The organism is Amycolatopsis sp. SID8362, from assembly GCF_010550475.1.
Classification (GTDB): domain Bacteria; phylum Actinomycetota; class Actinomycetes; order Mycobacteriales; family Pseudonocardiaceae; genus Amycolatopsis; species Amycolatopsis eburnea.
Genome location: NZ_JAAGNB010000908.1, coordinates 1 through 14,548, shown reverse-complemented (window position 1 = coordinate 14,548; position 14,548 = coordinate 1). Strand labels below are relative to the sequence as shown.

The following is a 14,548-nucleotide window of genomic DNA, read 5'->3' as shown; positions in this document are numbered from 1 at the left end:
TCGCCGTAGCGCGCCGCGAGCCGCGGCCAGGCGCCGGACGGGCCGCCCAGCACCGTCACGGCGTCGTCCCACTCCATCAGTCGAAGATCCCGCGGGGGCGGGCCAGCTGGTCGAGCCAGTCCTCGAGCTGCTTCTCCCAGTTCACGTCCGGCTTCATGGTGAACTTCCCCAGGAAGTCCTGCCCGCGCCCGCCGAAGCCGCCGGTCTTGCTCACCCGGACCCGCTTGGTGACCTCGAGGACGACGTCCGTGCGGTCCGCCGAGGCCAGGAAGGTGACCGCGACCTGCGAGAAGATGCTCGCGAAGCGCGGCGAAGGCGCGAAGCGGATCTCCTGGAAGAACGGCAGCTGCTGCGCGGCGCCGTCGACGCGGCCCTGTTCGAGGATCGCCTCGCGGAAGGTGAACCCGATCCGGCTGAGCGCGTCGAGCACCCGCTTCTGGGCCGGGAGCGGCTCGATCGCGACGGCGTCGGCGTCGAACGGGTCGCTCACCGCGGCGGCCAGGTCGAGCTCGGCCCGGACCCCGACCGCCATCCCGGCGAGCGGCTTGCCGTAGACGCTGGTCACCGGCGTCTCCCAGGGCAGCGGCACCTCGAACGGCACCCGGATCTGCTGCCCGGCGCGGATGGTCTCGCGGCCGGCCAGCTGCCGCGTGCCGAAGGGGAGGTCTTCGGTCTTGTCCTCGCCGGGGACCTGGACGCGCGCCAGCAGCGTCACCGAGAGGCCCTTGATCTCCTGGTCGACCTCGCCGCCGAGCAGCAGGACCTCGCCGTGCAGGGGACGGCCGGGAGCGGCGGCGGTGTCGAGCAGCCGGGCGTCGATCCGGGCCCCGCCGGAGCCGAACGTCGCGAGCACTTTCTGGAACATGCCGTGGATCCTGCCAGGCCGGGGACCGTTCGCGGCGGGACTCGGGCACAATGGACGGGTGAGCACCGAGACGCTGACGAAGCCGGAAACCACGCCCGAGGGCACGGACACCACCGACGACGACTCGCCGAAGATGTTCCACTACGTGAAGAAGAACAAGATCGCCGAGAGCGCGGTCATGGGCAACCACGTGGTGGCGCTGTGCGGCGAGGTCTTCCCGGTGACGAAGTCGCCGAAGCCCGGCTCGCCGGTCTGCCCGGCGTGCAAGGAGATCTTCGACGGGCTGCGCCCGGGCGAGTGATCCCGGCTTGAACCCCGGCGGGTGTTCCCGCCGGGTCTTCAGGCTGTCCGGAAACGGACAAGTCGTCGAACAAACGTGAAAAACCTTCATTCGGCGGGTGTGCCGGGTGCCGGTGACCTGGTAAATCCAGCGGGCCAGGTCCCCTCACCCACCGGAGTCGCACATGCGCAGAACCGGGATCGTGCTCACCCTCGCCGCCCTGCTGGCCGTGGTCTCACCCGCACTGGCCCAGGCCGTCACCGGCTGGACGGAAGTCGGCCGCGACCAGGCCAGAGCCCTCGACGAGAGCCAGGGCCTCGCGACGATCGTGCGGCCGTCGGGCACCACCATCCGCTACACCGGGATCGGCACCATCCCGGCCGACCTGAACTCCCAGGGCTGGAGCCACGTCGGCGACCCGGGTTCGGCCCAGGGCTGGTACGTCGAGCCGTACCAGCGCGACGATCGCGGCGCGAAGCTCTTCCGCGTCCAGGCGCCGGACGGTTCGTGGAAGAACTACCAGCACAACCTCGAGTCGTGGGAAGCGAACAACAACTCCTTCGCCGCGGTCTCGCCGGACGCCCGGTGGATGGTGGCGGGGGAGTGGGGCACGATGGACCGCCTCCTGGTCCACCCGATGCCCGGCGCGGCGGCCCCCGACCCGGCGCAGAACCTGCCGCTGGCCGGCACGATCCGCCTCGACCACCAGGTCCGCGACGTCCAGGGCTGCGACTTCCAGACGGCCACCCGCCTGCTCTGCGCGTCGGACGACCCGGACGGCAGCCTCTTCGGCACCACGAAGCCGCTGCTGCAGGTGGACCTGGCCGGGGCGCTCAACGGCTCCGACGTCAGCGGCCACGTCACCTCGCTGGGCCAGCTGCCCCTGCGCAGCGGCTGCTCGGGCAACTTCGAGGTCGAGGGCATCGACTTCGACGAGCGCGACAACACGCTGCGGGTGATCGTGATGTCGCCGAGCATCTGCATCCTCTTCGACAGCATGACCTACCGCTTCAAGCAGTAGCACCGACGACGAAGGCCCGCACTTTCACGTGAAAGTGCGGGCCTTCGTCCTGCGGTCAGACGTCAGACGTCAGGCGGTCGGGGCGGGGTCCAGGGACTCCGACTCCGGGGCCTTCGCCGGGTTGCGGCGTGCCTCGCGACGCGCGCGGCGCCGTTCCTTGCGGGTCTCGACCATCGTGTACAGCGTCGGGACCAGCACCAGGGTCAGCAGCGTCGAGCTGACCAGGCCGCCGATCACCACGATGGCGAGGGGCTGGCCGATGAAGCCGCCCTGGCCGGTGATGCCCAGCGCCATCGGTACCAGCGCGAAGATCGTCGCCGCCGCGGTCATCAGGATCGGGCGCAGCCGGCGCCGGCCGCCCTCGGTGACCGCCTCCGAGACGCTCATCCCTTCGGCGCGGTACTGGTTGATCAGGTCGATCAGGACGATCGCGTTCGTCACCACGATGCCGACCAGCATCAGCATGCCGATCAGGGCCGGGAGGCCGAGCGCCGTGCCGGTCGCCAGCAGCAGGCCGATCGCGCCGGTCGCCGCGAACGGGATCGACACCAGCAGGATCAGCGGCTGGATCAGGCTGCGGAACGTCGCCACCATGATCAGGAACACGATCGCGATCGCCGCCAGCAGCGCCAGGAACAGGTTCGAGAACGCCTCCTGCTGGTCCTGGCTGACCCCGCCGAGCGAGTAGGACGCGCCGCCGGTGAACGTCAGGCCGTCCAGCTTGGCCTTGATGTCCGCGGTGGTCTTGCTCAGGTTGTCCCCGGTGTTCTTGGCGGTGACCGTGGTCGAAAGGTCGCCGCCGGTGCGGTGCACCGACGCCGGGCCGTCCACAGTGGACACCTTCGCGACCTCGTCGAGCCGGACGACCCCCGTGGGACCCGGGATCGGCAGCCCGCGAACCTGGTCGACCGTGACCGGGGCGGTGCCGGCGCGCAGCACGATGTCCGTGCGCTGCCCGCCGACCGGCAGCTGCGTCACCGTGCGGCCGGCGATCGCCTGGTTGGCGACCTGGCCGATGGTGCTCGCCGACAGCCCGCGCGAGGCGGCCGCGGCGTCGTCCACCTCGACCTGCACCCGCGGCGAGCCGACGGCCAGGTCGCTGCTCACCTCGGTCAGCCCGGAAATCCCGCCCAGCGCCCGCACGACCTGGTCGGACGCCGGCTTGAGGGCGGCCTCCGACGGCGCGGTGACCGTCACCGAGACCTGGTCGGAGTTGAACCCGGACGCGTCCGCGCCGATCTTGATCTCGCCCAGCTCGGGCCGGGACGTCAGCTTCCCGCGCAGGCGGTCCGACAGGGCGTCGAGGTCGGTGTCCTTGGCGACGGTGACGGAGATGCTCGTGTTGGTGCCGCCACCGAAGCCGAAGGCCCCGCCGCCGCCGATGCTGACCTGGTACGTCCGCACCGCGGGCTCGGCCGCGAGGGCCTGCTCGACGGCCGTGGCCGCCTGCTCCTTGGCCTCGACGCTGGTGCCCGCGGGCAGCTTCTGCGTCATGTTCAGCGTGGTACCGCCGGACTGGTCGAGGAAGTTCGTGTTGAGCCGCGTCGCGAGCCCGACCGTGCCGGCGAAGATCAGCAGCGCCAGCAGCACGACGGTCAGCCGCCGCTTGGTCGCGAACCGGATCACCGGCAGGTACGCCCGCTGCAGCAGGCCACGGCGTTCCTTCTCGACGGCCGCTTCGCGCGCCCGCTCGGCTTCGATGGCGTCCGCCGGGACGGCCGGCCGCTTCAGGAACCAGTACGCCAGCACCGGGACCACGGTCAGCGACACGAGCAGCGAGGCCAGCAGCGCCACGGTCACCGTGATCGCGAACGGCGAGAACAGCTCGCCGACGAACCCGCCGACGAACGCGATCGGCAGGAACACCGCGACGGTCGTGAGCGTGGACGACGTCACCGCGCCGGCCACCTCGCGGACGCCGTCGAGCACCGCCCGCTGCTTCTCCTCGCCGTAAGCCAGGTGCCGCTTGATGTTCTCCAGCACGACGATCGAGTCGTCGACCACCCGGCCGATCGCGATGGTCAGCGCGCCGAGGGTGAGCAGGTTGAGCGACAGGTCGCCGGTCCACAGCGCCAGCAGCGCGACCACCACCGACAGCGGGATCGACACCGCGGTCACCAGCGTCGAGCGCACCGACAGCAGGAACAGCAGGATGACGACGACCGCGAACGCCAGGCCCAGCAGGCCTTCGGTGGTCAGGCCGCTGATCGCGTCCTTCACCGGCGTGCCCTGGTCGAACACGACGTTCATCTCGGCGCCGGTCTTCTTCGCCAGCTCCGGCAGCTTGTCGCGCACGGCGTCGGAGATCGCGACGGCGTTCCCGTTGTCCACCATGGTGATCGAGAGGCCGAGGCTCGGCTTGCCGTTGGTGCGCGTGATCGACGTCGGCGGCGCGAAGCCGGCCTGGACGTCGGCGACGTCACCCAGCTTCACCGGGCCGCGCGCCGGACCGCGCGCCGCGCCGGAAGCCGCGCTTGGCGTGAGGTAGAGGCCGCGGATCGTGTCCACAGTGGTCTGCCCGCCGCCGACCTGGACGCTCAGCGTCTTGCCGCCTTCGGTCAGCGTGCCCGCCGGGATCGCGGCGCCCGCCGTCTGCAGCGTGGTGGCGATCGACGTGGGGTCGACGCCCGCGGCGGCCAGCTTCGCGTAGTCCAGGGTGATCGTGACGCGCGGCTGCTGGACGCCGGTCACGGTCACCGTGCGGACGCCCTCGATCTTCCGCAGCTCCGGCGCGACCTGGTCGGTCAGCGCGGGCGCGAGCGCCTGCGGGTCCCCGGCCGTGCCCGCGGCGACCAGCACCACCGGCAGGTCGTCGGTGCTGCCCGCGGACACGGCGGGCTCGGAGTTCTGCGGCAGCCGCGGCCGGACCTGGTTCACCACCTGCTGGATCTGCTGGACGGCGGCGTCGATGTCCGTGCCGAACTCGAACCGCGCGACCACGCGCGAAACGCCGTCGGACGACGTCGAGCTGACCTCCTCGAGCCCCTTCAGCCCCTGCAGCGCGCCTTCCAGCGGCTCGGTGACCTGGCGGTCGACCGCGTCCGGCGAAGCGCCCGCGTACGCGGTGACGATCTGGGCCTGCGGGAACTGCAGGGACGGGAACAGCTGCTGCTTGATCTGCGGCAGCGCGAACGCCCCGAACCCGACGACGACGAGCGCGAGCAGGCCGATCAGGCTTCGGTTGCGCAGGCTCAATCTGGCCAGCACGGACATGGCTTCGGGAACCCCCTCGGGAACGACGCGGCGATCGATGCCGTCGTCAGCGACCCGCAGAGCCTCCCATGTCCGACCTGAGGAGCGACTCAGTCTGAGGGTGGATTCCGAGTCGTCCCTTGGGAGGAGACCCGACCCTGAGGAGCGCTGGGTGCCGGGTCCGGTGCGCTCGGTGACGGGGTGTCCTCTTCGGACGGTTCGCTGCCGTTCGTGGCGGCGTCTCCGGCGCGCGGGCGCTTGAGCGGCGTGGTCGTGCGCTCCCACAGCTTGCGGCCCTCTTCGGTGCGCAGCCGCTCGGAAGCGCGTTCCATCTCCAGCCGCCGCCACTTGCGCCGCTGCCGCCGGGTCGCCTTCGCCGGCCACAGCTCCTGGAGCGCGCTGTTGAAGTACGCCCCGCCGACCACGGCCAGCCCGATGAAGAACATCAGCAGCAGGAACGCGATCGGCGCGGCCAGCGCGCCGTAGGTGTAGCCGGTCTTGGTGATCCAGTTCAGGTAGACGCGCAGGCCGACCGACGAGAGCAGGAACACGACCATGGCGAGCACCGCGCCGGGCAGCCCGCGGTGCCACGGCAGCTTCCGCGGCAGGGCGAGCTTGTACAGCGTGGTCAGCGCCAGGGTGATCATCGCGCCGAGCGCCGGGAAGTACAGCGCGCTCACCCACGACGTCACGGTCGGGCGCCAGTCCGCCGGGAAGAACTCCGGCAGCAGGTCCGGGCCGATCGCCAGCAGCGGCAGCCCGACCACCAGGATCACCAGGCCGCACAGGTAGAGCAGGAGCGCGAAGATCCGCTGCCAGACGTCGTTGCGGACGCCGTACTGGTCGTGCGCGACGGTGATCGCGTCCACGAACGACGACATCGCCGACGAGCCGGCCCACAGCGAGATCAGGAAGCCCACCGAGACGATCTCGCCCTTGCCGACGGTGAGGATGCTGTTCACGGTCGGTTCGATGATGTCCTGGACGGCGTTGGAGCTGAACACCGTCCGGCAGAACCCGATGATGCGGTCGTGCACGGCGGACACGACGCCGGTGCCGAACCACTCGCCGACGAAGCCCAGGCTGCCGAGCAGCCCGAGCAGCAGCGGCGGCAGCGACAGCGTCTGCCAGAAGGCCGCCTCGGCGGCCTCGGAGAAGATGTTGCCCTCCCAGGCCTTCCCGAGCGTGCGCGTGAGGAGGCGCCACGGCCCCTTGCGGGCCACCTTCGTCGCTCCGGACGGCTGCACCTCACCCATGACGCTGTCCAGCATGGTCCATCCGTGCTGATTTGGCTCGTCACACCCCCTGCGGCCGGGCGTGTCGGGGGACATCACCCGTGCCGGTGCCCGGAACTGTCGGACCCGGCCGGTAGACTCGCTCCAGTGCCCTCACCGCCGTCGCCGACACAGAAGTCGGTACCACAGTGAGGGTTTTCGCACGTCAACGGCATGAGCGAGGGGGAGGACCGGCATGACGGAGACGCAGCTCGGGGCGCCTCCCGCGGAGAAGGACTCGACCGCGCGCCCGCTGCGGGCGTGGCAGCGGCGGGCGCTCACCAAGTACCTGACGCGGAAGCCGAAGGACTTCCTCGCGGTGGCGACGCCCGGCGCCGGCAAGACGGTGTTCGGCCTGCGGATCGCCGCCGAACTGCTGAGCGACCGCACGATCGAGGCGGTCACGATCGTCACGCCGACCGAGCACCTCAAGCACCAGTGGGCGGCCTCGGCCGCGGCGGCCGGCATCGCCATCGACTCGAACTTCCGCAACACCACCGGCGTCACGTCGTCGGACTACAACGGCGTCGCGCTGACGTACGCGCAGGTCGCGGCGCACCCGACCCTGCACCGGGTGCGCACGGAAAACCGCAAGACGCTGGTGATCCTCGACGAGATCCACCACGGCGGCGACGCGAAGAGCTGGGGCGACGCGATCCGCGAGGCCTTCACCCCGGCCGTGCGGCGCCTGTCGCTGACCGGGACGCCGTTCCGGTCCGACGACTCGGCCATCCCGTTCGTCACCTACGAGCCGGACGCGGGCGGGTTCCAGCGCAGCAAGGCCGACCACTCGTACGGCTACGCGGACGCGCTGGCCGACGGCGTGGTCCGGCCGGTCGTCTTCCTGGCCTACTCGGGCGAGGCCTCCTGGCGCACGAGCGCGGGGGAGGAGTTCACCGCGCGGCTCGGCGAGCCGCTGACCGCGGAGCAGAACGCCCGGGCGTGGCGCACGGCGCTCGACCCGGCGGGCGAGTGGATCCCGGCGGTGCTGCAGGCCGCCGACACGCGGCTGTCGCAGGTCCGCCAGCACGTGCCGGACGCGGGCGGGCTGGTCATCGCCACCGACCAGGAGACGGCGCGGGCGTACGCGAAGATCCTGGAGCGCATCTCGGGCGAGACGCCGACGCTGGTGCTGTCCGACGACCCGAAGGCGTCGGGCCGGATCAAGGAGTTCTCCGAGACCACCGAACGCTGGATCATCGCGGTCCGGATGGTCTCCGAAGGCGTCGACGTCCCGCGGCTGGCCGTGGGCGTGTACGCCACGAGCGCGTCGACCCCGCTGTTCTTCGCGCAGGCCATCGGCCGGTACGTGCGTGCCAGGAAGAAGGGCGAGACGGCGAGCGTCTTCCTGCCGTCGGTGCCGGTGCTGCTGGAGCTGGCCAGCGAGCTGGAGGCGCAGCGCGACCACGTGCTGGGCAAGCCGCACCGGGAGAAGGAAGGCTGGGAGGACGAGCTCCTCGCCCAGGCCAACCGCACCGAGGACGAGCCGGGCGAAGAGGAGAAGGCGTTCACCTCGCTGGGCGCCTCGGCCGAGCTCGACCAGGTCATCTACGACGGCAACTCGTTCGGCACGGCGGTGTTCTCCGGCTCGGACGAGGAGCAGGAGTACCTGGGCCTGCCGGGGCTGCTGGAGCCCGACCAGGTCCGCGCGCTGCTGCGGAAGCGGCAGGAAGAGCAGATCGCCGACGAGAAGCGCCGCAAGCCGGCCAAGGAGGAGGCGCCCGCACCGGCGGCGCGCCCCCAGTCGGTGAGCGAGCGGCTCGGCGCGTTGCGCAAGGAGCTGAACGCGCTCGTGGGCATGTACCACCACCGGACCAAGAAGCCGCACGGCGCGATCCACAACGAGCTGCGCCGGGTGTGCGGCGGCCCGGTGACCGCGATGGCGACCGTCGAACAGCTCGAAGAGCGGATCGTCACCCTGCGGTCCTGGTAGCCCTCCCGGGCCCGCGCGGCGGCCGCCGGTGTCGCCCGAGAGGATGAAGCTGGGTGATCACGGTCCGTTCCTGGTACGGACCAGCCGATTTGTGACGCTCCGTGCTGCCGGTGTCACCGCCGGAGTGCCCCGGCGTGCTCGCTCTCGTGGCGCAAGGGGCACTTTCGCGCCCAAGTTCGCAAGTCGGCGACCAATCACGTGCCGGACGCGTGGGTTCGCCACGGGTTGCGCTGGGTACGCCCCGAAGGAGTACCTTCACGGCGTCAAGAAACCTGGATGTAACACTGAGTGAGTGCCGGCGATCACATCGTCAGCGGAACTGCTCTTTCCGGGCGAGGTTCAGCTCGTGTTGCCGAACCGTGTCCAATTGGTGTCATTTAATCGATCCAGCTATCTTCCCCGCAGCCGCTCAGCGGCATATGTTGTCGCCCACAACATATGCGCGTCGGTGCGCCGGGACCCTCCGGATCACCGCCCCGCAGGGCCCGAGACGACGTCGACGGCCCGCTTCTCACCAATGCTTGGATCCGGAAGGAACGAGGATGCGCAGCAGAACCCTTACCCTCCTCGCCGCCACGGTGAGCACCGGCCTGGTGCTGACCGCTTGCGGTGCCAACAGTTCGAACAGCGGGGGCACGGGGAGCAGCTCCGCTTCCTCGTCCGCGCAGGCCGGCGGCGGTGCCAACGGCAAGGTCGGCGTCATCCTCCCGGAGACCGCCACCTCGGCGCGCTGGGAAGCCTTCGACAAGCCGATGCTGACCGCCGCGCTGACCGCGCAGGGCTTCGAGGTCGACGTCCAGAACGCCCAGGGCGACAACCAGAAGTTCTCCACCCTGGCCGACGGCTTCATCAGCTCCGGCGTCAAGGTCCTGGTCATCGCCCCCGGTGACCCGGCCGTCGGTGCCGCGGTCGAGGCCAAGGCGAAGACCGCGGGCATCCCGGTCATCGACTACGACCGCCCGAGCCTCGGCGGTTCGGCCGACTACTACGTCTCGTTCGACAACGAGAAGGTCGGCCAGCTGCAGGGCCAGGCCATGGCCGACGCGCTGAAGAGCAAGGCCGGCGCGGGCGTCGTCCAGATCGAGGGCGCCCCGACCGACAACAACGCCACGCTGTTCACCAAGGGCCAGGACTCCGTCCTCGAGCCGCTGTTCTCGGCGGGCACCCTGAAGCGCATCCAGAAGCAGCCGATCAACGACTGGGACAACCAGCTCGGCGGCACGACGTTCGAGCAGATCTTCACCGCCAACGGCGGCAAGGTCGACGGCGTCGTCGCGGCGAACGACGGCCTGGCCGGCGCGGTCATCACCATCCTCAAGAAGAACGGCCTCAACGGCAAGGTCCCGGTCACCGGCCAGGACGCCACCGCCGACGGCCTGATGGCGGTCATGCGCGGCGACCAGTACATGACGGTCTTCAAGCCGATCAAGGAAGAGGCCGAGGCCACCGCCAAGCTGGCCGCCGCCCTCGCCAAGGGTGACACCGCCGGTGCGGACACGATCGCCACGGCGAAGCTGCACGACCCGAAGAACAACCGCGACATCAAGTCCGTGCTGCTGACCCCGACGACGATCCTGGAGAAGGACGTCAAGACCGTCGTCACCCAGGGCTACGTGAAGGCCGCCGAGATCTGCGGTGGCGACCTCGCCGCCAAGTGCACCTCGCTCGGCATCTCCTGAGCAGTCCGCTCCGCCCATGAACAGCCGGGCCGGGACGCGCACCCCGACGGCGCGCCCCGGCCCGGTCCCCACCCAGGAGTAAAGCCAGCCATGAGTGAGCCCATCCTCGAGATCAAGGGCCTGAACAAGAGCTTCGGCCCCGTCCACGTCCTCCACGACGTGGACTTCGACGTGCGTGCGGGCGAAGTGACCGCCCTGGTCGGCGACAACGGCGCCGGCAAGTCGACCCTCGTCAAGTGCATCGCCGGCATCCACCCGTACGACTCGGGGGCCGTGCGGTTCAACGGGCAGGACGCCCACATCCGGGGTCCGAAGGACGCCGCCGACCTCGGCATCGAGGTCGTCTACCAGGACCTCGCGCTCGCCGACAACCTCGATATCGTGCAGAACATGTTCCTCGGGCGCGAGCGCGGGAGCAGCTGGAAGCTGGACGAAGCCAGCATGGAGAAGGCCGCGCGCGAGACGCTGGCCTCCCTGTCGGTGCGGACCGTGAAGTCGGTCCGGACGCCGGTCTCCTCGCTGTCCGGTGGTCAGCGCCAGACGGTCGCCATCGCGAAGTCGGTGCTGTGGAACAGCAAGGTCGTCGTGCTCGACGAGCCGACCGCCGCGCTTGGTGTCGCGCAGACCCGGCAGGTGCTCGACCTGGTCCGCCGGCTCGCCGAGCAGGGCCTGGGCGTCGTGCTGATCAGCCACAACATGGCCGACGTGTTCGAGGTCGCCGACCGCATCTCGGTGCTCTACCTCGGCCGCCTCGTCGCCGAAGTGCACACGAAGGACGTATCCCACGGCCAGGTCGTGGAGCTGATCACGGCCGGTCGCTCGGGTGACCTCGGCCTGGCCCGGCCCGAAGCCGTGGTCCTGTGAGCGGGAAGAAAGAACCGGAAATGACTGAAACCCCTGCGAAGCACGAGGTCGACACCCCGGCCGCGGAAGCGCTCGCGCAGACCCAGAACCCCACCGCGGCGATCTCCGATTTCGGGATCGACACGACATCGATGTCAACCGGTGAAGCGGTTCGCGACTACTTCGCCCGGCTGCGGGCCGGCGAGCTCGGTTCGCTGCCGTCGCTGTTCGGCCTGCTCGTGCTGGTCATCCTGTTCAGCGCGCTGTCGGACAACTTCTTCACGCTGGCCAACATCGCCAACGTCTTCCCGCAGGGCGCGGGCGTGATCATCATCGCGATGGGCATCGTCTTCGTGCTGCTGCTCGGCGAGATCGACCTCGCCGCCGGTGTGGCCTCCGGCACCGCCGCGTCGGTGATGGCCCTGCACTACGTCCACGCGGGCAACCTGCTCGGCTCCATGGGTTCCGGCGTGTTCATCACGTTCATCGCCGTGCTCGCCGCGGCCATGCTGCTCTCGGCCTACCAGCGGATCTGGGCCGGTGCCGCGCTGTCGCTGGTCGGCCTGCTGATCGTCGCGATCGGCGTCCCGGCCAACGCCTGGCTGGAGATCCTCCTCGCCATCTGCGTGGGCACCGCGATCGGCTGCATCACCGGCTTCCTGGTGTCGAAGATCGGCATGCCGTCCTTCGTCGTGACGCTGGCGCTGTTCATCGTGTGGCAGGGCGTCCTGCTGCAGTTCATCGGTGAGGGCGGCACGATCGGCATCACGAACTCCGACATCCTGTACAAGATCGCCAACGGCAACCTGAACGTCCTCGGCAGCTGGATCTTCTTCCTCGTCGCCGCGGGCGGGTTCGCCGTGATCACGCTGCTCGGCCACTTCCGGCGGCTCCAGCGCGGCCTGGTCGTCCAGCCGACCGCGCTGGTGCTGATCAAGGTCGGCGCGCTCGTCGTGCTGTCGGCGCTGGGCACCTTGCTGCTCACGGTCAACCGCTCGCCGAACAAGTCGGTCGTCACGATCCAGGGCGTCCCGTACGTCATCCCGATCATGCTGGCGCTGCTGGTGGCCGGGACCTACGTGCTCAACCGGACCAAGTACGGCCGGTACGTGTACGCGGTCGGCGGCAACAAGGAAGCCGCCCGCCGCGCCGGTATCGACGTGCCGAAGATCCGGGCGAGCGTGTTCGTCATCGGCTCGGCGGTCGCGGCCATCGGCGGCATCGTCGCCGCGTCGAAGGTCGGCTCGGTCAGCCCGCAGTCCGGTGGTCTCAACACGCTGCTGTACTCGGTCGGCGCGGCCGTCATCGGCGGCACGTCGCTGTTCGGCGGCAAGGGCCGGGTGGCCGACGCCGTCGTCGGTGGCCTGGTGATCGCCGTGGTCATCAACGGCCTGGGTCTGCTCAAGCAGCCGGCCGCGGTGGTCAACATCGTCACCGGCCTGGTCCTGTTGCTCGCCGCCACGGTCGACGCGCTGTCGCGGCGCCGCGCGGCTGCGTCGGCGCGCTGAACCAGCATGGAATGATCAGACCCGTGACCAGCACACCCGTTGCACGACCCGACGAGGTGCGCCGGCACAACCGCACGACCCTGCTCCGCCTGCTGCACGTCGGCGGGCCGAGCACCCGGGCGACCCTGGCCGCGGAGCTGGGGCTCAACCGGAGCACGATCAAGACCCTCGTCGACGGGCTCGCCGAAGCCGGCGTCGTCGAGGAGAAGGTGCCGAGGCCGGGACGAGGGGCGGGCCGCCCCTCGCTCCTGGTCCTGCCCCAGCCGCACGCGGCGGTCGTGCTCGCGGTCGACCTGCAGGTCGAGCACGTCGCGATCGCACTGGTCGGGCTGGGCGGGCAGATCCTGGGCCGCAACAGCTGGAACCTGCGCGGCCGGATGGGCCAGCCCGACGAGGTCATCACGCACGTCATCGAGTCGACGGCCATCCTGGCCGGCGACCTCGACGTGACCCCGGTGGCGGCCGGGGTGTCGGTGCCCGGCGTCATCCGGCGCGCGGACGGGTACGTGCACGAGGCCCCGAACCTGCGCTGGACCGACGTCGCGCTGGGCGAGCGGCTCGGCTCGGTGATGCAGATCCCGATCCTGGTCGGCAACGACGCCGAGTTCGGCGCGGTGGCCGAGCACCTGCGCGGGGCCGCCCGCGGGGCGTCCGACATCGTGTACATCTCGGCGGACGTCGGGGTCGGCGGCGGTGTCATCGCCGAGGGCTCGCCCCTGCGCGGCGGCTCGGGGTACGTCGGCGAGATCGGGCACATGGTGATCCGCCCGGACGGACGGCCCTGCTACTGCGGCAGCAGCGGCTGCTGGGAGACCGAAGTCGGCGAAGCGGCGCTGTGCCGGGCCCTCGGGCTGCCGGAGGACACGCCGCGCGGCGCGATCCTGTTCGAGCTGCGCGAGCTGGGCCGCGCCCCGGAGGCGGCGCTGACGCGGCTCGCGGAGTTCGCCGAGTGGCTGACCCTGGGGCTGATCAACGTCGTCAACCTGCTGGGGCCGCAGCTGGTGATCCTCGGCGACCTGCTGACGGTGCTGCCGGAGGCGGTGCTGCGGCACGTCGGGGCCGAGGTGCGGCGGCGCAGCCTGGTCAGCCGGGCGGTGGGCGGCACCCGGATCGTGAGTTCCGCGCTGGGGGCCGACGTGAAGCTGCTGGGGGCCGCCGAAGTGGCGTTCGAAGTCGTGCTGGATTCTGTCTGATTTCCTGTCCGGTTCCGTGTCCGGAATCACGGCTTTTCGCGGCCGTACCGTGATAAAGGCCACGCAATCTGCAAGATGCAGAAAGGCGGCCGGTGCCTGTGCGCACCGGCCGCCTTTCGCGTATCGGGGTTACCGCTGGATGTCGGCGGACAGTTCCTTGAGCTTGGCCTCGTGCTCGCGGGCGTGGTGCCCGCAGAAGAGCAGTTCGCCACCTCCGGAGAGGATGGCGCGTACCTGAGCTGCTGCTCCGCACCGGTCACAGCGGTCGGCGGCGGTCAGTTCGGGGCGGGTGAGCGTCGGCGTTGTCATGGGGGTCTCCCTCCGTCCCGGCACCGGTTGCCCGGTGCCATCGATCCAGCTACGCCCACTTCGGAACGCTGCCGCTGGCGGCGATCGCCTTCGGCTCCGCGGTGTTCGTGCTTCCACTCTTCCAGACGTTTCGCGGCTCGCAAGTGTTCCCGCGCCGGTGGGACCTGAGTCACGTCGATTTACCCTGGATGCCGTAGCCGGATCCCGCAATGCAGGAGAGGAATACCCGGAGAGTTACGTTTTCCGTGGTCAGGCACCATGGAGCCGTGAGTACGGTGACAACCCGCCGACGGCTTTCCGCGGTCCCCGCACCGCTCTTGTTCGTTCTCAGCGGAATTTCGATGTACGCCGGAGCGGCGGTGGCGGTCGACCTTTTCGGCCACGCGACCCCCGCGGGCGTGGCCTGGCTCCGCTGCCTCGGCGCGGCGGCGGTCCTCATGGCCTGGCGCCG

At 70.4% G+C, this 14,548-nt stretch carries 11 protein-coding genes and 1 pseudogene; 8 read left to right on the top strand and 4 right to left on the bottom strand.

What is annotated here, in order from left to right; genetic code table 11:
* Positions 1–76: 76 nt before the first annotated feature.
* Entirely contained in the window at positions 77–865 is a 789-nt protein-coding gene (locus tag G3I65_RS28170; RefSeq protein ID WP_160698786.1) for a sporulation protein, read from the bottom strand.
* Positions 866–923: 58 nt separating this feature from the next.
* Between G3I65_RS28170 and G3I65_RS28165 the strand changes: the two genes are divergently transcribed.
* Both G3I65_RS28165 and G3I65_RS28160 read left to right on the top strand, forming a co-directional pair.
* Positions 924–1,166 (top strand): DUF3039 domain-containing protein, encoded by a 243-nt coding sequence (locus G3I65_RS28165; protein WP_163046767.1) that lies wholly within the window; start codon positions 924–926, stop codon positions 1,164–1,166.
* Positions 1,167–1,329: 163 nt separating this feature from the next.
* Entirely contained in the window at positions 1,330–2,166 is an 837-nt protein-coding gene (locus tag G3I65_RS28160) for a hypothetical protein (RefSeq protein WP_163046766.1), read from the top strand.
* Between the two features lie 69 nt (positions 2,167–2,235).
* On the opposite strand, the gene G3I65_RS28155 is transcribed toward G3I65_RS28160, so the two are convergent.
* Both G3I65_RS28155 and G3I65_RS28150 read right to left on the bottom strand, forming a co-directional pair.
* Positions 2,236–5,379, bottom strand: a complete 3,144-nt coding sequence (locus tag G3I65_RS28155) for an efflux RND transporter permease subunit (RefSeq protein WP_160698784.1) — start codon at positions 5,377–5,379, stop codon at positions 2,236–2,238.
* A gap of 89 nt (positions 5,380–5,468) precedes the next feature.
* The gene (locus tag G3I65_RS28150; protein WP_160698787.1) at positions 5,469–6,614 is read right to left on the bottom strand and encodes a YihY/virulence factor BrkB family protein; all 1,146 of its coding nucleotides are present in this window, start codon (positions 6,612–6,614) and stop codon (positions 5,469–5,471) included.
* Between the two features lie 214 nt (positions 6,615–6,828).
* On the opposite strand from G3I65_RS28150, the gene G3I65_RS28145 reads away from it, so the two are divergent.
* From G3I65_RS28145 to G3I65_RS28125, 5 genes are all read left to right on the top strand, one after another.
* Entirely contained in the window at positions 6,829–8,565 is a 1,737-nt protein-coding gene (locus tag G3I65_RS28145) for a DEAD/DEAH box helicase (protein ID WP_160698783.1), read from the top strand.
* 542 nt (positions 8,566–9,107) lie between these two features.
* A complete protein-coding gene (locus G3I65_RS28140) occupies positions 9,108–10,244 on the top strand; it encodes a sugar ABC transporter substrate-binding protein (protein WP_160698782.1) in 1,137 nt (378 codons plus the stop codon).
* A 90-nt stretch (positions 10,245–10,334) separates the two neighbouring features.
* Complete coding sequence (locus tag G3I65_RS28135; protein ID WP_160698781.1) at positions 10,335–11,108, top strand: ATP-binding cassette domain-containing protein; 774 nt, start codon at positions 10,335–10,337, stop codon at positions 11,106–11,108.
* Between the two features lie 20 nt (positions 11,109–11,128).
* The gene (locus tag G3I65_RS28130; protein WP_160698780.1) at positions 11,129–12,595 is read left to right on the top strand and encodes a sugar ABC transporter permease; all 1,467 of its coding nucleotides are present in this window, start codon (positions 11,129–11,131) and stop codon (positions 12,593–12,595) included.
* 11 nt (positions 12,596–12,606) lie between these two features.
* Complete coding sequence (locus G3I65_RS28125; RefSeq protein ID WP_160698779.1) at positions 12,607–13,788, top strand: ROK family transcriptional regulator; 1,182 nt, start codon at positions 12,607–12,609, stop codon at positions 13,786–13,788.
* Positions 13,789–13,917: 129 nt separating this feature from the next.
* On the opposite strand, the gene G3I65_RS28120 is transcribed toward G3I65_RS28125, so the two are convergent.
* Positions 13,918–14,097 (bottom strand): hypothetical protein, encoded by a 180-nt coding sequence (locus G3I65_RS28120; RefSeq protein WP_125315752.1) that lies wholly within the window; start codon positions 14,095–14,097, stop codon positions 13,918–13,920.
* A gap of 317 nt (positions 14,098–14,414) precedes the next feature.
* Here G3I65_RS28120 and G3I65_RS57560 point away from each other — a divergent pair.
* Positions 14,415–14,548: pseudogene (locus G3I65_RS57560) on the top strand (EamA family transporter); the annotation flags it as partial.